Source organism: Pseudomonas fluorescens (assembly GCF_003732425.1).
Classification (GTDB): Bacteria; Pseudomonadota; Gammaproteobacteria; order Pseudomonadales; family Pseudomonadaceae; genus Aquipseudomonas; species Aquipseudomonas fluorescens_BE.
The window spans coordinates 52,572-75,297 of sequence record NZ_MOBX01000010.1 but is presented as its reverse complement, the minus strand read 5'-3'; the positions used below and the strand labels follow the sequence as shown (position 1 = coordinate 75,297).

At 59.3% G+C, this 22,726-nt stretch carries 18 protein-coding genes and 4 tRNA genes; 7 read left to right on the top strand and 15 right to left on the bottom strand.

Going from position 1 to position 22,726, the window contains the following annotated elements:
• The 6 genes from BK670_RS10410 to BK670_RS10385 form a co-directional block, all read right to left on the bottom strand.
• A partial coding sequence (locus BK670_RS10410) for a DUF6531 domain-containing protein (RefSeq protein WP_148047016.1) occupies positions 1 to 2,393 on the bottom strand: 2,393 nt, incomplete at its 3' end.
• Positions 2,394 to 2,633: 240 nt separating this feature from the next.
• Positions 2,634 to 3,041 (bottom strand): tetratricopeptide repeat protein, encoded by a 408-nt coding sequence (locus BK670_RS10405; RefSeq protein ID WP_123449686.1) that lies wholly within the window; start codon positions 3,039 to 3,041, stop codon positions 2,634 to 2,636.
• The gene (locus BK670_RS10400; protein WP_003223109.1) at positions 3,042 to 3,413 is read right to left on the bottom strand and encodes a hypothetical protein; all 372 of its coding nucleotides are present in this window, start codon (positions 3,411 to 3,413) and stop codon (positions 3,042 to 3,044) included.
• The gene (locus BK670_RS10395; RefSeq protein ID WP_123449685.1) at positions 3,410 to 3,751 is read right to left on the bottom strand and encodes a helix-turn-helix domain-containing protein; all 342 of its coding nucleotides are present in this window, start codon (positions 3,749 to 3,751) and stop codon (positions 3,410 to 3,412) included. The genes BK670_RS10400 and BK670_RS10395 overlap by 4 nt, the downstream gene beginning before the upstream one ends.
• 112 nt (positions 3,752 to 3,863) lie before the next feature.
• Complete coding sequence (locus BK670_RS10390; protein ID WP_007919749.1) at positions 3,864 to 4,319, bottom strand: YkvA family protein; 456 nt, start codon at positions 4,317 to 4,319, stop codon at positions 3,864 to 3,866.
• Between the two features lie 293 nt (positions 4,320 to 4,612).
• Positions 4,613 to 5,329 (bottom strand): BamJ family beta-barrel-assembly machinery protein, encoded by a 717-nt coding sequence (locus BK670_RS10385; RefSeq protein WP_007919751.1) that lies wholly within the window; start codon positions 5,327 to 5,329, stop codon positions 4,613 to 4,615.
• A 270-nt stretch (positions 5,330 to 5,599) separates the two neighbouring features.
• Between BK670_RS10385 and BK670_RS10380 the strand changes: the two genes are divergently transcribed.
• Together BK670_RS10380 and BK670_RS10375 are read left to right on the top strand one after the other, a co-directional pair.
• Positions 5,600 to 7,408, top strand: coding sequence for a di-heme-cytochrome C peroxidase (locus BK670_RS10380; protein ID WP_123449684.1), 1,809 nt, complete (start codon positions 5,600 to 5,602; stop codon positions 7,406 to 7,408).
• Positions 7,405 to 8,571, top strand: a complete 1,167-nt coding sequence (locus tag BK670_RS10375) for a catalase family protein (RefSeq protein WP_123449683.1) — start codon at positions 7,405 to 7,407, stop codon at positions 8,569 to 8,571. Before BK670_RS10380 ends, BK670_RS10375 begins: the two co-directional genes overlap by 4 nt.
• Here the strand turns inward: BK670_RS10375 and BK670_RS10370 are convergent, their stop codons facing one another.
• The 5 genes from BK670_RS10370 to BK670_RS10350 form a co-directional block, all read right to left on the bottom strand.
• Positions 8,572 to 9,945 carry a DUF4329 domain-containing protein gene (locus BK670_RS10370; RefSeq protein ID WP_123449682.1) on the bottom strand — a complete coding sequence of 458 codons (1,374 nt, stop codon included), beginning with the start codon at positions 9,943 to 9,945 and terminating at the stop codon, positions 8,572 to 8,574.
• A gap of 204 nt (positions 9,946 to 10,149) precedes the next feature.
• Positions 10,150 to 10,226: transfer RNA gene (locus tag BK670_RS10365), tRNA-Asp, on the bottom strand.
• 19 nt (positions 10,227 to 10,245) lie between these two features.
• A tRNA-Val gene (locus BK670_RS10360) sits at positions 10,246 to 10,321 on the bottom strand.
• Positions 10,322 to 10,512: 191 nt separating this feature from the next.
• A tRNA-Asp gene (locus tag BK670_RS10355) sits at positions 10,513 to 10,589 on the bottom strand.
• Positions 10,590 to 10,608: 19 nt separating this feature from the next.
• Positions 10,609 to 10,684: transfer RNA gene (locus BK670_RS10350), tRNA-Val, on the bottom strand.
• Between the two features lie 159 nt (positions 10,685 to 10,843).
• Between BK670_RS10350 and rdgC the strand changes: the two genes are divergently transcribed.
• The 3 genes from rdgC (at position 10,844) to sugE (ending at position 13,318) form a co-directional block, all read left to right on the top strand.
• Positions 10,844 to 11,764: a recombination-associated protein RdgC gene (gene rdgC / locus BK670_RS10345; protein ID WP_064390914.1), complete on the top strand. Its 921-nt coding sequence runs from the start codon at positions 10,844 to 10,846 to the stop codon at positions 11,762 to 11,764.
• A 154-nt stretch (positions 11,765 to 11,918) separates the two neighbouring features.
• Complete coding sequence (locus BK670_RS10340; RefSeq protein ID WP_123449681.1) at positions 11,919 to 12,884, top strand: bile acid:sodium symporter family protein; 966 nt, start codon at positions 11,919 to 11,921, stop codon at positions 12,882 to 12,884.
• Between the two features lie 119 nt (positions 12,885 to 13,003).
• Positions 13,004 to 13,318, top strand: a complete 315-nt coding sequence (sugE, locus tag BK670_RS10335) for a quaternary ammonium compound efflux SMR transporter SugE (protein WP_003223093.1) — start codon at positions 13,004 to 13,006, stop codon at positions 13,316 to 13,318.
• Positions 13,319 to 13,432: 114 nt separating this feature from the next.
• Here the strand turns inward: sugE and BK670_RS10330 are convergent, their stop codons facing one another.
• From BK670_RS10330 to BK670_RS10315, 4 genes are all read right to left on the bottom strand, one after another.
• Complete coding sequence (locus tag BK670_RS10330) at positions 13,433 to 15,307, bottom strand: MFS transporter (protein WP_123449680.1); 1,875 nt, start codon at positions 15,305 to 15,307, stop codon at positions 13,433 to 13,435.
• Between the two features lie 99 nt (positions 15,308 to 15,406).
• Complete coding sequence (locus tag BK670_RS10325) at positions 15,407 to 16,558, bottom strand: TDT family transporter (RefSeq protein ID WP_123449679.1); 1,152 nt, start codon at positions 16,556 to 16,558, stop codon at positions 15,407 to 15,409.
• Positions 16,559 to 16,663: 105 nt separating this feature from the next.
• The gene (locus BK670_RS10320) at positions 16,664 to 16,975 is read right to left on the bottom strand and encodes a cupin domain-containing protein (RefSeq protein ID WP_123449678.1); all 312 of its coding nucleotides are present in this window, start codon (positions 16,973 to 16,975) and stop codon (positions 16,664 to 16,666) included.
• Positions 16,976 to 17,026: 51 nt separating this feature from the next.
• Complete coding sequence (locus tag BK670_RS10315) at positions 17,027 to 18,214, bottom strand: MFS transporter (protein ID WP_123449677.1); 1,188 nt, start codon at positions 18,212 to 18,214, stop codon at positions 17,027 to 17,029.
• 91 nt (positions 18,215 to 18,305) lie between these two features.
• Here BK670_RS10315 and BK670_RS10310 point away from each other — a divergent pair, with 91 nt between their 5' ends.
• Both BK670_RS10310 and BK670_RS10305 read left to right on the top strand, forming a co-directional pair.
• On the top strand, positions 18,306 to 18,848 hold the full coding sequence (locus tag BK670_RS10310) for a TetR/AcrR family transcriptional regulator (protein WP_095124955.1): 543 nt from the start codon (positions 18,306 to 18,308) through the stop codon (positions 18,846 to 18,848).
• A 258-nt stretch (positions 18,849 to 19,106) separates the two neighbouring features.
• On the top strand, positions 19,107 to 22,577 hold the full coding sequence (locus BK670_RS10305) for a hybrid sensor histidine kinase/response regulator (protein WP_123449676.1): 3,471 nt from the start codon (positions 19,107 to 19,109) through the stop codon (positions 22,575 to 22,577).
• Positions 22,578 to 22,726: the final 149 nt, after the last annotated feature.

The window sequence follows — 22,726 nt, the reverse complement described above, 5'->3', positions numbered from 1 at the left end:
TTGCTCCAGACCAACCGATGCCGACTGCTGTCCGGGTAACGGATCGACAGCAACTGCCCCCGGGTGTCGTAGTAGTAATGGGTGACCTGGCCGTCGGGATCGACCGCTTCGGTGACATCGCCCTCGGCATTGCGTCGGTAGATCCACACCGCCTCGCCGCGCGAACGCCGGTACAGGAAACCGTTGCGATACTCGTAGGACGTGGACGCCTCGTCCGGTGGAATCAGCGCGATCAGCCGTCCGACTTCGTCGTAGCGGTATTCGGTGACCGCACCCAAGGCATCCTGCTCGGCGATTAACCGCCCCGAAGAGTCATACGCCTTGAGCTGTTCGCCGCCATCCGCCTCAACCTTGCGCACCAACCGTGCACGCTCGTCGTGGACGTATGTCTCTTCGGTGCCATCGACGTAATGCACCGCCACACTGCCGTCGTCGTTCCAGACGTAACGCGTGTCCATCTGCGAGAACGACGCCCAGTGGCGCACGCAACGGGCAGCCTTGCCGGACCGCTCCCACTCCCAGAAGAAGCTCGCGCCCCCAGCGAGTTGCCGCTGCAAAATCACGTGGGCGTCGTCGTAGTCGTAGCGCTCGCTGTCGCCGACGGCGTTGGTCGCTTCGATCAGGTGCGGGTAGGCGTCGTAGCGGTAACTGACCAGCGTCTGTTCGGTGCTCCAGGTACCGTCGCGAAACACCTGGTAATCGACCCCGACCAACTGCGCCCGCTCATAGCGCAACAGCAGTGAACGCCCGGCGCCGTTGTCCAGTCGCTGCACCCGGTCAGAGCGATCGCGCTGCACTGTCAGACGATTGCCATAGGCATCGCTGATCGCCGTCAGTCGTCCTGCGCGAAAGTGATAAAACCGCGCTGTGTCCCCGGCCAGCGCGAGGATCAGCTCTTCCGGTTCATCGCCAAGAAAGATCGCCGCCCGCGACAGGCTGTTGTGAATCGCCGGCCGCTCGCTACTCGGTAATGGAAAGCGGGTGCGGCGGTTTTCGTGATCGATCCAGACAACGAAGTCACCCTCAAACGCCAGCCGATGCGCCAGCGAATGGCTCCAGCCAAACCCCAGCCCGACATCGATCTCCGCCGCGCTGCTGCGATACAACCGGCTGAACTCGAACGGCAACACCCCATCGAGCACCGCATCGGTCAGGGTCAGCAATTCTTCGCCAGTGACCATCGACACCGGGCAGCCGTTGGTGCAGGTGCGGGGGACGCAATCGGCGCTGTCGCCGTTGGGGTTTTTCGCCTGATCCGGCGAGTCGTCGTGATGCTCGTCTTTCTTCAACAACGTGTTGCGCTGAGCATCCCAGCGCAATTGCATGCGACCCTTTTTCACCCCGGCGGCGATGCCACGGGCGGCAACGGTTTTGTATTGATCGACGTATTTGATGACCCCCTCGACGATGCCGAACATCGCCTTCACCAAACGTTTCACCGCCGACAGTAATTGCACGGTGCGGTCCGCCAGACGCAGGGTCAGATAAGCGATCCCGGCGCCGCCACTGACAAACGTTAAAACCATGCTGATCAGCACATCGATGAGCAGTTGCACCATCATCATCGACGCCGCTTCCGCGGTTTTTCCGGCGATTTCACTGGGCGGCAGCATCTCCAGCCAAAGGCTGGCAGTGCGTAGCAATAAGCACAGCGCCGCCTCGTCACTGACCAGCAGTTGCAGCTTCTCCATGACCTCGGGCGCAGTTTTCGCCAGTTCGATCAGATCTGCCGCGCCACTGCCCAAGCGCTCAGCAAACTGGCCGGGATCCTTGAGAATGTCCGACAGCACGCCAATGCTGTCCCATACCCCCTCAATCGCCGCCCAGCTTCCGGCCAGCATGCCGTTGCCCGCCGCCGTCGCCACCGACTGCGACCACTGCGGCTTGAAAGCCTGCCACTCGCTGCGCAACCAGCCTTCGAGCTCAGCGGTCAGGCCGTCATAGGCTTTGAACAGGTCCTCGACCTGATTAGCGGTGACCTCGCTGTGCACCTGCACCTGGTAGAACTTGCCAGGTAATCCTTTGAATGAGCCCTTGCCCTGCGCATCAAGGGTGATGGGGGTGGTTTCGCCACCGTCCATGGCGATCACATCGACCACGATGTTGCCGAGCGGGATGTCGTACACCGACTCGAATTTGCTTTCGATCAGCATCGGGCCGCTCTCCGGGCACTGGACGACGCCGGAGAAAAACTCGTTGTCGGTGCTGCTGACGGCAGTGATATCGGAGCCGAAGCGAATGACCCGCTCCATGCCCATCAGCGACGGCAGATCTGCGGCGTGGCTGACCTCGTCCGCCGCGCGACTGGCCCAATGCTTGAGCTGTTCGCGGTAAAGGCTGAGGGTTTCGGGAAAGCTGTCGAGTGCTTGCTCGATGCGGGTGACGGCTTCCATCAACGCACGCGGGTGGGCGAAGTGGACTGGATAAGCGGATCAAACATGAGCGTTCCCTCGCGCAAAAAAATTAGGCGCGGGAACTGTGCGGGGGATTAATCAGGAAAGAAGTCAGGCAAGTAGGCGATAACTGTAGGACTTGTCTGTAACAAGTCACCAAAAAATAAACAGGTGCCATAAACGCAAACGCGACGTGAGGAAAACCTCACGCCGCGTTTATTCGGGCAGACACAAATGGATTTACTGCGTTGAGTCCCTAGCGCCCAGCTCTTTCAATTTGAGTTCAGCCAATGGGTGTCCGGCTTTGGCAGCCATGCCCCACCAGCGGGCGGCTTCGACAGGATCCGGCGGTGTGCTTGGCGTCCCGACCAAGCTGATCACGCCGACCTGGTAAGCCGCTTTGCCATCACCCGCGAGTGCCGCCAGCCGCAACAGGCGCACACCTTCTTCACGCGCACCCAAGCCGACACCGCGAAAGGTCAGGATGTACCCGTAGAAGCTCTGCGCACCGACATCACCAAGGTTGGCCATGCGCGCAAACTGACCTTCAAGCCAGCGCCAGCCCCGTGGTTGGCGGACAAACCACGACCAGTGAAACAGCCTGCGTGCCAACCAGTAACTGGCCCGCGCCTTGAGTCGTAAAAACACTCAGGCCTCTGCCGATTCCGGGTACTCGTATTCGAAGACCCTGACCACTTCCGAGGCATGCCAGGAGGCCGCGGCAACACCATCGGACGGCCCGGAAAAACGCCCCAGACGTTCAACGCACTCAAAAAAACCGGTGCGTGGCAGGCGACTGGCGCCCTGGCTGATCACCAGCGAACTGCGCAACGGTTGTTCGGCCTTGGCATCCAGCGCAGCCAGATGCTCAAGTGCGGCCGTCAGGGTTTGCATCGCCGGTGTCGGCAATTGCAACCGCTCAAGCAAGGCCCGATAAGTCAGCAGATGGCGCTGGCGGCGCGCCTGATCAAGTTCCCCCAGCAATCCGTCCCAATGTTGACGACTGATGCGTACGCTCACGATTCATCCCTCCACCCTGGCACCGTCAATTCCCAGGCCAGGCTGCGGCGAATCGCGGCGTCGGGCTGACGCTCGCCACTTTCGATCATGGCCAGATAAGACGGGCTGATGCCTACCGTGCGGGCCAGCGCCTCAATGGCGATGCCCTTCCCTTCGCGCAAACTGCGTAGTTGATCCAGACCTGGAAGAATCGGGTCTGGCGATGCCGCGAGCGGCTCTGGAGCCTGGCGCGACGGTGTTTCGTTGATGCCTGCTGCTTTTAGTAGAGCCTGATACTGAGCCCACGGCAGAACCGCGTATTCGGGTTCGCCATCGCGTGCAATTATCTGAATATCCATGACTACCCCGTAGGACAACAACACTTAGCGAGTCGGCACTTTTCCCTAGAAGTGTAATCCTAACAGCGGCCAAGGTCGCGGGGGGTATCTATCTGTACGTGGGTGCTGAGATTCAGGTTTTTTTCGGCCCCTGAAGTTGCAGTTGCTCGGGGGTATCCGGCAGGCGTTCGACGACAGCCAGTTTTTCCGGTTGCTGGCGATTACGCCACAGGCGAAACGCATTGAGTTCATCGTCGAGGGTTTTCATCAGCCAGGCGAGAACGGCGATGTCATCAAGCATGCCGAACACGGGAATGAAATCCGGAATCGCATCCACCGGGCTTAGGAAGTACATCAAACCCGCCACCACCGACACCAGAGCTTTGCCACTGATGGCGCGGTACTCGCCGCGCCAGTAGGCCAGGCACAATGCCTGGAGCAAGCGTAAATCGTCCTTGAGTTTACCGAGACGATTGCCTTGTGCAGCGCCTTTGCTGGCAACCGCGAACAGCAAGGTCGGCAAACGGCCACGCGCCAGCAGGCGTCCGGCCAGGGGCAGGAATCGAGCGAAATTCCACGGAGCTTTCATCTATTCCTCCCGTTGAAATGTTATCCACACAAATTGTGGATAACCTTGTGAACAGAGCTGCATTTCAGCGCTGAAAGCCCCGTTTCATAAGGGCTGCGCTCAGATCGGGCGTTTTTTACTCACATAAAAAACCCCAATATTTCATTGACTTGGCTGCTCAGGGCGGCTAGCGATGGCAGTCTTATTGGCTATGACTCTCCCGACCGCCATCGGTTCGCTCTGTTTACCCTTGCCAGAGTGCAGATGCAACAACGCCCCGCATAAGCGAGGCGTTGTTATCAGACCGTTACCGATTACTTGGCAGCAGCGGCTTCTTTGGCTGGATCCTTGATGGCCAGCAGTTCCAGGTCGAAGACCAGAACCGAGTTGGCCGGGATTGCCGGGCTTGGCGACTGTGCGCCGTACGCCAGATCGCTAGGGATGTACAGTTTGTACTTCTCGCCAACGTGCATCAGTTGCAGACCTTCAACCCAACCCGGGATCACGCCGCTCACCGGCAGATCAATCGGGCTGCCGCGCTCGACGGAGCTGTCGAAAACGGTGCCGTTGGTCAGCTTGCCGGTGTAGTGAACGGTCACTACGTCAGTCGGCTTAGGCTGTGGGCCATCGGCTTTCTTGACCACTTCGTACTGCAGACCGGAAGCGGTGGTAGTCACACCAGCCTTCTTGCCGTTTTCTTCGAGGAATTTCTTGCCGGCAGCTGCCGACTCTTCGCTCATCTTGGCCATACGTTCTTCAGCACGCTTTTGCAGCGCGGCGAAGGCTTCGACCAGTTCTTCATCTTTCAGCTTCTGTTCTTTCTTGCCGACGGCATCTTCGATGCCCTGGGCTACCGCTTTGGAGTCCAGATCATCCATGCCTTCCTGAGCCAGGCTCTTGCCCATGTTCAGGCCGATACCGTAGGAAGCTTTTTGCGCCGGGGTTTTCAGCTCTACGCTGGTCTGCGAATCACAACCCGCGAGGACCAGGCTAACCAGGGCTACCGCCGCCGCCAACCGATGCTGTTTCATGCTATTTCCTTGTTCATGCGCCGAAAGGGCAATCGAGTAAAGCCGCGAGCTTATCAGGCCGCCACGACCAATGGCTACCGGCATGAGAGCAGGAATCTTCCGATAAGTTCAGGGATTAAAACGCATGGGTGCGAAGCAACGATGAAGCTTCTGTCATCTTGTCCCGGCAATCGGCGTCGTTTCTTCTTGCATCATCTGGCGTAATGGCCACTTGCCGCATAGGGCCAGGCTCAGGCATAACAGCGGAACAAATCGACAAGGACGTTTATCTTGCGCCTCTTATTCCGTGTGCTGACCCTGATCGTCGTGCTGCTGGGACTGGTTCTCGCCGTGGTCCTGTATTACGTCGCCAACCCGAAACTGCCCTTCTACACCCCCGCTGAGCAGGTGCATTACCTCAACCAGTGGAGTGACGAAGACCGGCAAACCTACTATTTCACGCCTCAGGGTACGCAGGTCAAAGGCCTGCGCTATGAGTGGTTTCAGGCGCTGGAACTGCCCTTCTCGGCACAACGTTTCGCCTCGCCTGATTACCTGGCGCGTTTTGGCTTTCTGATCGATCCGCAGCAGAAAGCCACGGCGAACAACCCCGGCAACCTCCCCGTCGGTTTTGCCCGACATCAGAATCCCGGCAGTACCGAGCAATATCTGGACATCACCTGCGCTGCTTGCCACACCGGCGAACTGCGCTTCAAAGGTCAGGCCGTGCGAATTGACGGTGGTACCGCGCAACACGTGTTGCCTTCCAGTGTTCCTACTTTGCGCGGTGGCAGTTTCGGACAGGCATTGGTGGCAAGTCTGACCTCGACTTACTACAACCCATGGAAATTCGAACGTTTCGCCAGAACCGTACTGGGCGAAGAATACGACGCGCGCCACGAACAATTGCGCAAAGACTTCAAAACTTCACTGAATACCTTCCTCAAAGTCGCCTGGAACGATACCCATCGCGGCCTCTATCCGACGGAAGAAGGTCCCGGCCGCGCCGATGCATTCGGACGGATTGCCAATGCAACGTTTGGCGATGCGATTTCCCCCGCCAACTACCGCGTGGCCAATGCCCCGGTGGATTATCCGCAGCTCTGGGACATGTGGACATTCAATTGGGTGCAGTGGAACGGTTCTGCGCAGCAGCCAATGGCGCGCAATATCGGTGAAGCGTTGGGCGTCGGCGCCACCCTGAACTTTTTCGATGACAACGGCCAGCCACTGCAAGGCGAAGCACGCTATGCCTCCAGCGTGCGTGTGCGTGATCTGCACAAAATCGAAGAAACCCTGCAAAAACTCAAGCCGCCCGCTTGGCCAGAGGATCTGTTTGGCGCCATCGACAAACCCCTGGCAGCCAAGGGACGCGCGCTGTTTGCCGAGAACTGCGCCGGTTGCCACGTCCCGCGCCAGACTCAGGAGGGTGAGCGCTGGGTGCAGCATTTGCACATGCTGCCGGTCGCTGTCATCGGCACCGACCCGACCGCTGCCAACAATATCGCCAGCCACCGTTTCGACCTGACAGCCCTGCAATGGGATCTGAAAGAGCTGGAAAAAATGGACGTCAAACTGCATCCGACACCCAAGGAACCACTGGACTTGAGCCAGTTATCGGTGGCCAAGGGTTTGGCTTACGTCACCGCCTTCGTCGAAGACCGCGCCTACCGCGAAGCCAACGTCACCCCGCAGGAGAAACCACGGCTGGACGGTTTCGGCCTGCCGATCGGCGTGCGCGAAAAAGTCGCCTACAAGGCCCGCCCCCTGGCCGGTGTCTGGGCCACCGCGCCGTTCCTGCACAACGGTTCGGTGCCGAGCCTTTATCAATTGCTGTCGCCGCAGGATGAACGCGCCACGACCTTTTTCAAAGGCAGCTTCGAATATGACCCACGGCACCTGGGCTATCGCACCGAAGCGTTTACCAATGGCTTCCTGTTCGACACGCGTATCACCGGCAACCACAACAGCGGCCATGAATTCCGCGCCGGCGAACGCGGTAACGGGGTGATTGGCCGGCTGCTGCAGCCCGAAGAACGCTGGGCGTTACTCGAGTACCTGAAAGTCCTTGGCGGCCCACTGGAGGCGCAACTGCCATGATCATGCCGACATTCAAAAAGGAACTGCCGCTGCTGGCCCGGGTGTGGTTGTGGCTGGGACGTTTGCTCGGCAAGACGGTGTTGGTGTTGCTGGCCATTGCCTTGCTCGGCTGGGCCATCGCCACGGCATGGTTTGCCTGGCAGCACCGCGGCCCGGTGTCAGCGCTGGAGCAGATTCCGCCCGGCGAAGCGGCGATGACGCAGGACGTGATCCAGACCGCCGTGCGCATCGTCGATCAGCATCGCGAAGGCACCCGTTATCTGCGCGACGCCCATGCCAAGGCCCATGGCTGCGTGAAGGCGCAGGTGCAGGTGCTGCCGGAACTGGCGCAGTCGCTGCGACAAGGCGTATTCAGTGAGCCAGGCAAAACCTGGCAAGCGATGATTCGCCTGTCCAACGGCAATGCCTATCCGCAGTTCGACAGCCTGCGCGACGCCCGGGGGATGGCGATCAAACTGCTGGACGTTTCGGGAACACAGCTGCTCGGCAACCGCCAGTCACAGCCTGAGCAGGATTTCGTCATGTTCAGCCACCCGAACTTCTTTGTCAGCGATGTCGCCGAGTACCGGCAGAATGTGGCGGCGCAGGCTGACGGCAAAAAGGTCCAGGCGTTTTTCCCCGGATGGGACCCACGCAGCTGGCAGATCCGCCATTTGTTTATTGCCCTGGCAACCTTGTCGCCGCCACCGGATAGCCCGACAGCGACAACATACTTTTCGGTTTCGCCCTACAAATTCGGTGAGGCCAATGCAAAGTTTCGCGTCGCACCCGATCCGGACAATTGCCCTGCGTACACATTGCCCAGACAAAACCACGACCTGCCGAACTTCCTGCGCAGCGCGTTGAATCAGCAACTGTCGACCGATCGTGTGCCCGCCTGCTTCGTTCTGCAGATTCAGCGCCAGGACGCCAATAAATACATGCCGATCGAGGACACCAGCATCGAATGGCGCGAACGGGATTCACCCTTCGAAACGGTCGCGCGGATCACCCTGCCGCCGCAGGATTTCGATACCCCGGCGTTGAATCTGCAATGCGACAACCTGTCGTTCAATCCATGGTTTGGCATTGAAGCGCACCGCCCGATCGGTGGCATCAACCGACTGCGCAAGGCCGTGTACGAGGTAATCAGTGACTACCGTCACCAGCGTAATGGCGAATGATCATTGCGCAACCTGCTCAATGGCGGTGGAGGATATCGTGATCCTTCCGGCATCCGGCCAGGTTTTGCTGGGCAACATGACGCCGAAGATTCCGGCGTCGGCGACTTTGTCGACAAGCGTTCGCAAGGTCATGTCACCAGCGATTATTTTTTGCTCAAGGCCTTGAGTCAGCTCAGAGATCAACACCCGGACCTTCGACATGATCGGTTTGGAAAAGCGCAGCACCGCCCCGTCGGGCGTGAGGGCGAAAAGACGTTGATGAGGCGCCACACTGACATGCTCCAGGCTGAGTTTGAGATCCGCTACAGAGAAGAAATTCTGCTGAAGATCTGCCTCACTCGGCGCTTTCCGTGCGGCAGGCAATGGCGCAATTGCATAGTAAATGCCATACACCCGAAATTCTCGCGGGATCAGTGGATTGCCATGCTGATCCTTGGGAAACAGCGCCGCTCGGCCGAAGCTGGCGTAATGACCAGAAACCGGCTCGGTGACGATAAAAAAACCACCAGTGTGGTGTTTGAGAATAAAACCGGCACTCGACTGAGTAGAGACCGACGCCGCTAATTGGCTGCGCAGGTACACCGAAACTGCCCTGGTATTGGCAAGAATCGGCCCAAAGATCGGCATTGATTCAATTGCAGGCTGCATTTGTAGAATGTCGGTCCGCCAACTGACGTTCAGCTTGCCTCGGCGGCGCCACAGATCACCAGCAACCACAACCTTTACAGCTCCGGCCGCCAACGTCAGCAAGATCCACAAGCTGCTTGGAATCGAACCGTCTTCATACAGTGCTTCGAAGCGCCGTAGCTGTCCGTTATTTTGCCTGGTCAGCCGAGGTGCCAGCTCCTGCTCAAACGGCAGCTGACTCGAGGCGTACAGAAGAAGCCCGCCGTTACACGCGGACAGATAACATTTCGAGTATTTTCGATGCGAACTCATCACGGCCGACAAATCCGCAATCGAGAAGAAACGGTTGCGCTGAACCCATTCAGTTGTAGATTCATCAGCGCCTTGGGCTTTTGTCGGGCGGGTATGAAAACTCGCCTCGAGCGAAAAACCGCTCTGGACAATCAATGCCCCCATCACAGTGATCGTAACGACAGGCATACCACTCTCGTCGTTTGCGGTATCGCTATGACTACCTTCAGCGCTGGCGGCCAGCGCCTCAATTTGCTGGGCGCAAACGAAACGCCCTTCGCGGTTTTTTAGAATGAATCCATTGAATTCGATGTTTCGTCGAGCCTTCAACAGACCGTGCAGGCAAGCGGCGGCATCATCGCTTGAAAGAAAAGCGGGACGGGAAGCCAGGAATAATAGCGCTTGCGCGTCATCGGCTAAGGAGGGAGTAAGGTGCACAGCAGGATTTTCAGACATGGCGTCGGTCTCTCGTCAGGCAACTGGCTTGGCTCCATGACGTAAGGAGCCATGAAGAACTTTGCCCATTGTCTGAAAGCGACACGCCCGGCAGGCACTACATAGTTATAGGCCGCAAAGAAAAGCCAAACGCCAGACAGCAAAAAGCCCACACTAGGCGGGCTTTCTGTGGAATCTGGCGTTCAGTGTTCCAGATTCCGAATATGGCGCAGCGGACGGGACTCGAACCCGCGACCCCCGGCGTGACAGGCCGGTATTCTAACCGACTGAACTACCGCTGCGCGAAACGCTTGAAACGAATGGTGGGTGATGACGGGATCGAACCGCCGACATTCTGCTTGTAAGGCAGACGCTCTCCCAGCTGAGCTAATCACCCTTCGCTTCGTTACGGGACGCATTATGCCACAAGTTTTCGTAAAGTGTTGATTTAATTGAAGTTTTTTTCAAATAAATCCGAAAACCGGTAAAACGACACATCCCGCGGGTACAACCTTGGAGCAGAAAAAAACCCGCCTTGGCGGGTTTTTCCGTGGTGACCTGGCGTTCAGTGTTCCAGGTTACCGAATATGGCGCAGCGGACGGGACTCGAACCCGCGACCCCCGGCGTGACAGGCCGGTATTCTAACCGACTGAACTACCGCTGCGCTAAACACTTGAAACGAATGGTGGGTGATGACGGGATCGAACCGCCGACATTCTGCTTGTAAGGCAGACGCTCTCCCAGCTGAGCTAATCACCCTTCGCTTCGGTGTGGCGCGCATTCTACGGAGCACCCCCACCTCTGGCAAGCACTTTTTTAAATAATTTTCTCAGGCCTTCCAAAGGCTTAGAGAAGGGTTGGCCTATGGGACGGCGAAGACAATAATGCCCCCCTTTGTATAAAGGAGAGACTCACCCCATGTGGTTCAAAAACCTGCTTATCTATCGCCTGACCCAAGACCTGCCTGTCGATGCCGAGGCGCTGGAAACTGCACTGGCCACCAAACTGGCGCGTCCATGTGCAAGCCAGGAGTTGACCACCTACGGTTTCGTCGCGCCGTTCGGCAAAGGCGAAGATGCTCCACTGGTGCACGTCAGCGGTGACTTCCTGCTGATTTCCGCGCGTAAAGAAGAACGTATTCTGCCGGGCAGCGTCGTGCGCGACGCGGTCAAAGAAAAGGTCGAAGAGATCGAAGCCGAACAGATGCGCAAGGTCTATAAGAAGGAACGCGATCAGATCAAGGATGAAATCATCCAGGCGTTCCTGCCGCGCGCCTTCATCCGTCGTTCTTCGACCTTTGCTGCCATTGCGCCGAAACAGGGCCTGATCCTGGTCAACTCGGCCAGCCCAAAACGTGCCGAAGACCTGCTGTCGACCCTGCGTGAAGTGATCGGCACCCTGCCTGTCCGTCCGTTGACCGTGAAAATGGCACCGACTGCGGTCATGACTGACTGGGTCACCACACAAAAAGCCGCTGATGACTTCTATGTACTGGACGAGTGCGAACTGCGCGACACCCACGAAGACGGCGGCATCGTGCGTTGCAAGCGTCAGGACCTGACCAGCGAAGAAATCCAGCTGCACCTGAGCACCGGCAAAGTGGTGACTCAGCTGTCGCTGGCCTGGCAGGACAAACTGTCGTTCATGCTCGACGACAAGATGACCGTTAAACGTCTGAAGTTCGAAGATCTGTTGCAGGATCAGGCGGAACAGGACGGTGGCGATGAGGCGCTGGGCCAACTGGATGCCAGCTTCACCCTGATGATGCTGACCTTCGGTGATTTCCTGCCAGCGCTGGTTGAAGCGCTGGGTGGCGAAGAGACTCCGCAGGGGATCTGACCTGCCTTTTGTGTGAAAGCTTAAAAGATCGCAGCCTTCGGCCACTCCTACATCTGGAATGCATTTTTCCTGTAGGAGCTGCCGGAGGCTGCGATCTTTTTGCTGGCGACGTATGCTTAGCTTCCTAACGCTTTCGCATAATAAGGAACAAGCCATGCGCGCACTGGCTGCACTCAGCCGCTTTGTCGGCAACACCTTCGCTTACTGGGTTCTGATTTTCGCGGTGATTGCGTTCTTGCAACCGGGGTGGTTCCTCGGCCTGAAAAGCGCGATCGTGCCGCTGCTCGGGCTGGTGATGTTCGGCATGGGCCTGACCCTCAAACTCGACGACTTCGCTGCCGTCGCCCGCCACCCGTGGCGTGTGGCCCTGGGCGTGGTCGCGCATTTCGTGATCATGCCCGGCGTGGCGTGGTTGCTCTGCCAGGTGTTTCATCTGCCGCCGGAAATCGCCGTCGGGGTGATTCTGGTTGGCTGCTGCCCAAGCGGCACCTCGTCCAACGTCATGACCTGGCTGGCCCGGGGTGATCTGGCGTTATCGGTGGCCATTGCCGCCGTCACCACCCTCCTCGCCCCACTGCTGACCCCGGCGCTGATCTGGCTGCTGGCTTCGGCGTGGTTGCCGGTGTCGTTCATGGAGCTGTTCTGGTCGATCCTGCAAGTGGTGCTGCTGCCGATCATTCTCGGCGTGGTTGCCCAGCGTTTGCTCGGTAACAAGGTTCGTCATGCCGTGGACGTGTTGCCGCTGGTATCGGTGGTCAGCATCGTGATCATTGTCACCGCCGTGGTGGCCGCCAGTCAGGCGAAAATCGCCGAATCGGGCCTGCTGATCATGGCCGTGGTCATGCTGCACAACAGCTTCGGTTATCTGCTGGGCTACTTCACCGGGCGCCTGTTCAAGCTGCCGCTGGCCCAGCGCAAATCGCTGGCGCTGGAGGTCGGCATGCAGAATTCGGGATTGGGCGCGGCATTGGCCAGTGCGCATTTTTCGCCATTGGCGGCGGTGCCGAGCGCACTGTTCAGCGTTTGGCACAACATCTCCGGCGCGTTGCTGTCGACGTACTTCCGACGCATGAGTGAAAAACAAGATCGCGAGGCACTGGCGCAGCAAGCGGCCGACTGACCCGCAAACTTGATCCCCGGGTTAATGCTCGTCAAACTATCGCGCAACGCAGGGACGACCCTGCGGCTCGATCGAGTTATTAATCTGGGGACGACCCCGTCAATCGATGGAGGTCTTTCATGTCCTGGATCATTCTGTTTTTCGCCGGCCTGTTCGAAGTCGGCTGGGCCGTCGGCCTGAAATACACCGACGGTTTCACTCGCCCACTCCCCACTGTTCTGACCGTTGCGGCGATGGCCATCAGCCTGGGTCTGCTGGGTCTGGCGATGAAGGAATTGCCGCTGGGTACGGCCTATGCGATCTGGACCGGTGTCGGTGCCGTGGGCACGGTGATTGCCGGGATCATCCTGTTTGGCGAGTCGATGGCGTTGATTCGGCTGGCCAGTGTGGCGTTGATCATTACCGGGTTGATTGGCCTCAAGGTCAGCGCTTAAGCCACTACCGCTTTCGCGAGCAGGCTCGCCCCCACATTCAATCGCGTTCCGTCAGAGGAATACGATCAACTGTGGGAGCGAGCCTGCTCGCGAAGAGGCCCTTAAAATCGCCGACTATCTAACTGCCCCGCGCAACTCCCCCACCAACCCCTGCAACTTCGCCGGCTCAGCAGCATCAACAGCCACCGGCGCTCCCGCCACCAGCGTCACCCGCGACCACAACCGGCGGAACACACCCTTGTTCGGATCGCGACTGAAGAAACTCCCCCACAGCCCCTGCAGCGCCAGTGGAATCACCGGTACCGGCGTCTCTTCGAGAATCCGCGTCAGGCCGCCCCTGAACTCATTCATCTCGCCATCGGCGGTCAACTTGCCCTCCGGGAAGATGCACACCAGCTCACCGTCCTTCAGATACTGAGCAATCCGGGTGAAAGCCTTTTCGTAAATCTGGATGTCTTCGTTACGTCCGGCAATCGGAATCGTCCCCGCCGTGCGGAAGATAAAGTTCAGCACCGGCAGGTTGTAGATTTTGTAGTACATGACAAAGCGAATCGGCCGACGCACCGCGCCACCAATCAGCAAGGCATCGACAAACGACACGTGATTGCACACCAGCAAAGCCGCGCCTTCATCGGGAATAGCCTCAAGATTGCGGTGCTCGACGCGGTACATGGAATGGCTGAGCAGCCAGATCATGAAGCGCATGCTGAATTCGGGGACGATTTTGAAGATGTAAGCGTTGACGCCGATATTCAGCAGCGACACCACGAGGAATAGTTGCGGGATCGACAGCTTGACCACGCTCAACAGCACGATCGAGACGATGGCCGAGACCACCATAAACAGCGCGTTGAGAATATTGTTGGCGGCAATCACCCTCGCCCGCTCGTTCTCGGCAGTGCGCGACTGGATCAAGGCATACAGCGGCACAATATAGAAGCCGCCAAAAATGCCGAGGCCGAGGATGTCGACCAACACCGCCCAAGTGTGCACGAATCCCAACACTTCAATCCAGCTGTGGCCAGTGACGCTTTCCGGGATACCGCCGGAATGCCACCACAGCAGCAAACCGAACACGGTCAGACCGAACGAACCGAACGGCACCAGACCGATCTCGACCTTGCGCCCGGACAACTTCTCGCACAGCATCGAACCCAGCGCGATACCGACCGAAAATACGGTAAGAATCAGAGTGACCACGGTCTCATCGCCGTGCATCCACTCCTTGGCGTAGGCAGGAATCTGCGTCAGGTAAATCGCCCCGACAAACCAGAACCACGAGTTGCCGACAATCGAGCGCGACACCGCTGGCGTCTGACCCAAGCCAAGTTTCAACGTGGCCCAGGATTGACTGAAGATGTTCCAGTTCAGGCGCATCTCCGGCGAGGATGCCGCTGCGCGCGGAATGCTGCGGCTGGCCAGATAACCCAGCACGGCAATCCCGACGATGGCGCAGGACACCAACGGCGCATAGTGCGAGGACGACATGATGACCCCGGCGCCGATCGTCCCGGCGAGAATCGCCAAAAACGTACCCATCTCCACCAGGCCGTTGCCGCCGACCAGTTCTTCCTCGCGCAAAGCCTGCGGCAGGATCGAATACTTCACCGGCCCGAACAGCGCCGAATGGGTGCCCATGGCGAACAGCGCCACCAGCATCAGCGATAAGTGGTCGAAGAGAAAACCGACCGAGCCTACGGCCATGATGGCAATTTCCGCGAGCTTGATCAGACGGATCAGCGCGTCCTTGGCGAATTTCTCGCCGAACTGCCCGGCCAACGCCGAGAACAGAAAAAACGGCAGGATAAACAGCAACGCACACAGGTTGACCCAGATCGAACGGTCACCCTCGATGGTCAGCCGATAAAGAATGGCGAGGATCAGCGACTGCTTGAATACGTTGTCGTTGAACGCGCCAAGGGACTGCGTGATGAAGAATGGCAGGAAGCGCCGAGTGCGCAGCAGGTTGAACTGTGAGGGGTGACTCATCTTCCGTGTTTCCCTGATGTTTAAGGTAGAGAGGCCTGGGTACTGCTTATTGGATTCTCGAACCGCGATCCAGGCCACACCTTACCTAAACTTTTCAGGTTATTTCTTCAAACCTGCAATGCACGGCGAGACAAACAACTCGCCACGCCAGGCACCTTGCACGGTGCGCTTGCCGACAATCAACCACATCACCGCCAGCAACAGCACCAGCGCCGTGCCGAAGACGCTGAAAAACGCCAGGTTCAGGATGCTCGCCAATTTCAAGGTGGCCAGCGAATACACCCCCAACGGGAAGGTGAAACCCCACCAGCCGAGGTTGAACGGGATGCCGTCACGCAAGTAACGCACGGTGATCAGCAGCGCCGTCAGCATCCACCACAGCCCGAAGCCCCACAGGGTAATCCCGGCGATAAGCCCCAGGCCCGAAGCGATTTCGCCAATGCCCGGCAGACCGTTCGCCGCGAAGATCGCTGGCGCATCACCGCCCAGCAGCAACATGCCCAGCGCACCGGTGCCGATCGGGCCGAGGGCCAGCCAGCTCGACGCCGCCATGTTTTCGTGGGGCAGTTTATGCAGGGCCATGCGCAGCAGCAGGATCGTCAGAATGCTGAACGCTACGGGTAGGGAAAAGGCCCAGAGCACGTAGCTTGTCGTCAGTACCACCAGTTGCGAGTGGGCATCGCTGAGATGCGGTGCGAGCAAACCACCGCTGGCCGCCGCCACTTCTGCCGCCACGACCGGCAGCAGCCAGACGGCAGTCATCTGATCGATGCTGTGCTCCTGACGGGTAAACATCATGTAGGGAATCAATACGCCGCAGGTCAGCGACATGGCCACATCGATCCACCACAGCACTTCGGCGAGATGAATCACACCGTCGCCCCAGCGCGGCAGGCCGAACAGCAGAAAGCCGTTGATGATCGTCGCCAGGCCCATGGGAATCGTGCCGAAGAACATCGATACCGTGGAGTGGCCGAAAATCCGTCGTGCTTCATCGAAAAACAGGATCCAGCGCGCGGCGTACGCAGCGGTAAACAGGGTGAACAACAGAATGTTGAACAACCACAAACCTTCAGCGAAGGCATGGATACCGGGAATGGCCAATGGCAATTGCACCAGCGCCAACGCCAGCACCCCGGTGCCCATTGTCACTGCGAACCAGTTGGGGGTGAACTGGCGAATCACTTCACGCGGATGCTGAAGCTGACGGAACGGTTTGATGCCGGGTTTGGCAGTATTGGGGCAAGTCATCATGAACTCCTGTCCTCTGGTGAGGTTGAGTCCATGGTAGAACCGAATCGAATATCTATATAACGGGTAATTTCTCTAACTGTTATCTGTTTTACCAATAAGCAGTCAGACGCTGCCTTCGCTCTCGATCACCAGAATCCGCGCCGCGCCTTGCGGATGGGCGACGTGCTCGGTGCCGACACTCGCATAGAAGATGTCACCGACATCAAGCTGCACCTGTCTTTCTTCGCCCAGTTCGCGGTAATGCATCAGCACTTGGCCATCGAGCACCACGAACACTTCCTCGCCGTCGTTGACGTGCCATTGGTACGGCTGATCCGTCCAGTGCAGGCGCGTGGTGATGCCGTTCATGTTGGCGATGTCCAGCGCGCCCCAGGCGCGCTCGGCAGTGAAGGTCTTGCTGCGAATAATCTTCATGGATCGATCCTTGAGAAGAAAGCCGGGCAAGGCTAACCGAAACCGTGGGGATTATGGAGCGCTGCACACTTTAGCGGCGGCTGGGCGCAGGCTGAGCAGCAGCGCGCCAATGGCCAACACAATCAACACCGCCCCGTAGCCATCGGTGGTCGCCAGCAATCCGTAACTGCGCGACAAGTACCCGGCGAGCAACGCGGGTAAACAAAACGCCAGATAACTGAGCACGTAATATGCCGCCATCAACCCCGCCCGTTCACGGGGCAACGCCAGCGGCACCAGGCTGCGCACGGCACCGAGAAATCCCGAGCCAAAGCCGCAACCAGCCACTAGCGTGCCGAGGAAAAACAGCGACAGACTGGCGCTGTGCACACCCAGTAGAATCAACACCAGCCCCATCGGCAACAGAATCGCGCCCAACTGCAAGGCCCGAACGGCAGGACGATTGCGCATCGTGAAAATCATCAGTGCCCCCGTCACCGTCAGGGCTGCCACGGTGGCGCCGCCGATCAGATTGGAGTTCGAGCCGGTGGCGGTGCGCACCAGCGACGGCGCCAGGGATGCATAAAAGCCGCCGAGTGCCCAGGTTGCCGTGTTCAGCGGCAATACGCGCCACAGGGTGGCTCGCGCTTGAGTCGGCACGTGCAAGGTCGGCCGCAACGAAGCCCATGCCCCTGCTTGCGGGGTGACGCTCTCCGGCAAGCGCCAGACGTAAAGCCCCTGCAATACAAACAGCGCGAGCAGCAGCCAATAGGTCAGTTGCAACGGCGCCGGAGCAAACTCTGCCAGTAAACCGCAACCCATGCCGCCGAGGGCCATGCCGAGCAACGGCGCCACACTGTTGATCAGCGGCCCTTGCTGACGATCCGTGTCGAGCAGCGTCGCGCTCAAAACAGCGGTGGCCATGCCGGTGGCAAACCCTTGCAGAACTCGCGCGCTGATCAGCCACGCCACGCTGTCGGCGTAGATAAACAGCAGCATCGCCAACGCATTGAGCAACACGGCGGTGAAGATCACCGGTTTGCGTCCCAAGTGATCGGACAGCGAACCGACGGTTAATAACGCCGCCAACAGGCTGAGCGCATAAACGCCGAAGATCAGCGTCAGCACTGCCGCCGAGAAATGCATTTGATCCTGATACAGGTGATACAACGGCGTCGGTGCTGTGGAGGCGGCGAGAAAACTCAGTAGAGTTATCGCCAGAAACCACAGGCTGGAACGGTTAGAAGCAAGGCTGATCATGGGCACACTCCGCAAAAGCTAATTTTTTGCTTTTGCGGAGTGTGCTACTGCCTCGCGCTTAAAGCAAATTCTTTGTGTTAAGGTCTGCGCCATGGCTATTAAAGAAGGTTTACGCCCCGGCGGCCGCAGTGCCCGGGTGCAAGATGCAATTCATTCGGCAGTCCGTGCACTCCTGCAAGAACAGGAGCGCTCGAGCGTGACCGTCCCGCAGATCGCCGCGCGTGCAGGCGTTACACCGTCGACGATTTATCGGCGCTGGGGCGATCTGTCGGCGTTATTGGCCGACGTCGCCCTCGCCCGCATGCGCCCGGACAGCGAACCGGCGCAAACCGGCAGCTTGCGCAGTGATATTCGTGCGTGGGCCGAACAGTATCTCGACGAGATGAGTTCCGAGCCCGGGCGCAACATGATGCGCGATGTGCAGGCCAGTGCTACGCCGGGCTATTGCGTGACGATCATTGGCGCGCAATTGCAGACGATCATTGAGCGGCATCCGGATGAAGCGGCACCGAGTGTCGATCGGCTGATCAATCTGGTGGTGGCGCCGGTGGTGTTCCGGATTCTGTTTTCGGCGGCGGCGCTGGAGGTGGATGAGCTGCATCGGCTGATCGATATTGCGCTGCGTCAGGACTGACACCGATATTCATGTAGGAGCTGCGGCACGCTGCGATCTTTTGAACTTGATTTGAAAAGTCAAAAGATCGCAGCCTCGTTTCACTCGACAGCTCCTACAGGGTTTGATGCCTGGCAATGTCAACGCACAACCCCACCCATTCAAACCTGCGACACCCCGCCACGCCACGACCTTGGTCGACACTGACTAACCGCCCCGCGCATGCGAGACTGTCCGCCCGGGCAGGATTGCCGGGGAGTCTTTTGTCGGGAGTGTTGCATGTCGCTGTCCACCGGGCTGATCGCCGCCGTCGCCCTGGCCTATATGGCCATCATGTTCGCCATCGCCTTCTACGGCGACCGCCGCAGCACGCCGTTGCCGCCGCGCGTGCGTGCCTGGGTATACAGCCTGTCGCTGGCGGTTTATTGCACCAGCTGGACGTTCTTCGGCGCTGTCGGTCAAGCCGCCGAGCAATTGTGGTCATTCCTGCCGATTTACCTCGGACCGATTCTGCTGCTGGTCGGCGCGCCGTGGGTCCTGCAGAAAATGGTGATGATCAGCAAACAGGAGAACATCACCTCCATCGCTGACTTTATCGCCGCGCGCTACGGCAAATCGCAATCGCTGGCGGTGGTCGTGGCACTGATCTGCCTGGTCGGCGTCCTCCCCTATATCGCCCTGCAACTCAAAGGCATCGTCCTCGGCGTGAACCTGTTGATCGGCGCCGGTGCCGACGCCATGGGCACCCGCGCCCAGGACACCGCGCTGATCGTGTCGCTGGTGCTGGCGTTGTTCACCATTGTTTTCGGTACGCGCAACCTCGATGCCACCGAGCACCACCGCGGCATGGTGCTGGCGATTGCTTTCGAATCGCTGGTCAAACTGTTCGCCTTTCTCGCCGTCGGCGCCTTCGTCACTTTTGGCCTGTATGACGGTTTCGATGACCTGTTCAACCAGGCCATGCTCGCCCCGCGCCTTGAGGAGTACTGGAAAGAAACCATCAACTGGCCGTCGATGGTGGTGCAGACCGGTGTGGCGATGATGGCGATCATCTGTCTGCCCCGGCAGTTCCATGTCACCGTGGTGGAAAACATCGACCCGCAAGATCTGCGCCTGGCCAAATGGGTGTTTCCGGCCTATCTGGCCTTGGCCGCGCTGTTTGTAGTGCCGATCGCTCTGGCCGGTCAGATGATGCTGCCGAGCGACGTACTGCCCGACTCCTTCGTGATCAGCCTGCCACTGGCTCAGGCGCATCCGGCGCTGGCGATGCTGGCGTTTATCGGTGGCGCGTCGGCGGCGACCGGCATGGTGATTGTCGCCAGTGTGGCGTTGTCGACCATGGTCTCCAACGACATGCTGTTGCCGTGGCTGCTGCGGCGCAATAACGCCGAGCGCCCGTTCGAAGTGTTCCGCCAGTGGATGCTCTCGGTGCGCCGCGTCAGCATCGTGGTCATTCTGTTGCTGGCCTACGTCAGCTATCGCTTGCTCGGCTCGACCGCGAGTCTGGCGACCATCGGTCAGATCGCGTTCGCTGCCGTGACCCAATTGGCGCCTGCCATGCTCGGCGCGCTGTACTGGAAACAGGCCAACCGTCGCGGTGTTTTCGCTGGTTTGGCCGCCGGTACTTTCCTGTGGTTCTACACGTTGATCCTGCCGATCGCCGCGCACAGCCTTGGCTGGTCGCTAAGCAGTTTCCCGGGGCTGGCGTGGCTGCACAGCAATCCGCTGAACCTGCCGATCACCCCGCTGACCCAAGGCGTGGTGCTGTCGCTGGCGGGTAACTTCACCCTGTTCGCCTGGGTTTCGGTGTTATCCCGCACGCGCGTGTCGGAACACTGGCAGGCCGGGCGTTTCATTGGTCAGGAAATCAGTGCACGACCGAGTGCGCGCTCAATGCTGGCGGTGCAGATCGACGATTTGCTGCAACTGGCCGCGCGCTTTGTCGGTGAAGAGCGAGCGCGGCAGAGCTTTATCCGCTTCGCCTATCGTCAAGGCAAAGGCTTCAACCCGAACCAGAATGCCGATGGCGAATGGATCGCCCATACCGAGCGTTTGCTGGCCGGTGTGCTCGGTGCTTCCTCGACCCGCGCGGTGGTAAAAGCCGCGATCGAAGGCCGGGAGATGCAACTGGAGGACGTCGTCCGCATCGCCGACGAAGCCTCGGAGGTGCTGCAGTTCAACCGCGCCTTGCTGCAAGGCGCGATCGAGAACATCACCCAAGGCATCAGCGTGGTCGATCAGTCGCTGAAACTGGTGGCCTGGAACCGGCGGTATCTGGAGCTGTTCAACTACCCGGACGGCCTGATCAGCGTCGGTCGACCGATTGCCGACATTATTCGCTACAACGCCGAACGTGGTTTGTGTGGCCCCGGCGAAGCGGAAGTCCACGTTGCCCGGCGTTTGCACTGGATGCGTCAGGGCCGCGCGCACACCTCTGAACGGCTGTTTCCCAACGGCCGGGTGATCGAGCTGATCGGCAACCCGATGCCCGGTGGCGGCTTCGTCATGAGTTTCACCGACATTACCGCGTTCCGCGAGGCCGAGCAGGCACTGACTGAAGCCAATGAAGGACTGGAACAACGGGTCAGCGAGCGCACCCAGGAACTGTCGCAACTCAACGTCGCGCTGACCGAAGCCAAGGGCACTGCCGAAGCCGCCAACCAATCGAAAACCCGCTTTCTCGCGGCGGTCAGCCATGACTTGATGCAGCCGTTGAACGCCGCCCGGCTGTTCTCCGCCGCCCTCTCCCATCAGGACGACGGCTTGAGCAGCGAGGCGCAGAAACTGGTGCAGCACCTCGACAGCTCACTGCGTTCGGCTGAGGACTTGATCAGCGATCTGCTGGACATTTCCCGCCTGGAAAACGGCAAGATCAACCCCGATCGCAAGCCGTTTGCGGTCAATGAGCTGTTCGACACTCTCGGTGCCGAGTTCAAGGCGCTGGCCCAGGAACAAGGCTTGACCTTCCGTGTGCGCGGCAGTCATTTGAGCATCGACAGCGACATCAAATTGCTGCGGCGGATTCTGCAGAACTTCCTCACCAACGCCTTCCGTTATGCCAAGGGCCCGGTGTTGCTCGGTGTGCGTCGACGTGGCGGCGAACTGTGCCTGGAGGTGTGGGATCGCGGGCCGGGGATTCCGGAAGATAAACAGCAAGTGATTTTCGAAGAGTTCAAACGCCTCGACAGTCATCAGACCCGCGCTGAAAAAGGCCTCGGCCTGGGTTTGGCAATTGCCGATGGTTTGTGCCGGGTGCTCGGTCACACCCTGCGGGTGCGCTCGTGGCCGGGTCGCGGCAGTGTGTTCAGCGTCAGCGTGCCGCTCGCCCGCTCGCAGGCCCAGCCGGCAAATGCTGCCGCCGAAATGAATGGCAAGTTGCCAAGCGGCGCGCGGGTGCTGTGCATCGACAATGAAGACAGCATTCTGATCGGCATGAACAGCCTGCTCAGTCGCTGGGGTTGTCAGGTGTGGACAGCGCGCAATCGCGAAGAATGTGCTGTGCTGTTAAATGACGGCGTGCGGCCGCAACTGGCGTTGGTCGACTATCACCTCGACCACGGCGATACCGGGACGGAGCTGATGGCGTGGTTGCGCACAAGCCTCGGTGAGCCGGTGCCGGGGGTGGTGATCAGTGCTGACGGGCGACCGGAGATGGTTGCGCAGGTGCATGCGGCGGGGCTGGATTATCTGGCCAAACCGGTGAAGCCGGCAGCGTTGCGGGCGTTGTTGAGTCGGTATTTGCCGCTGTAACAATCCCCCCCTGTGGCGAGGGAGCTTGCTCCCGCTCGACTGCGCAGCAGTCGCCAATCCATTTAACGCGGTGTATCAGGCACATCTGGATTTAAGGTTTTGGGGGCGCTTCGCCCCCCAGCGGGAGCAAGCTCCCTCGCCACAGAACC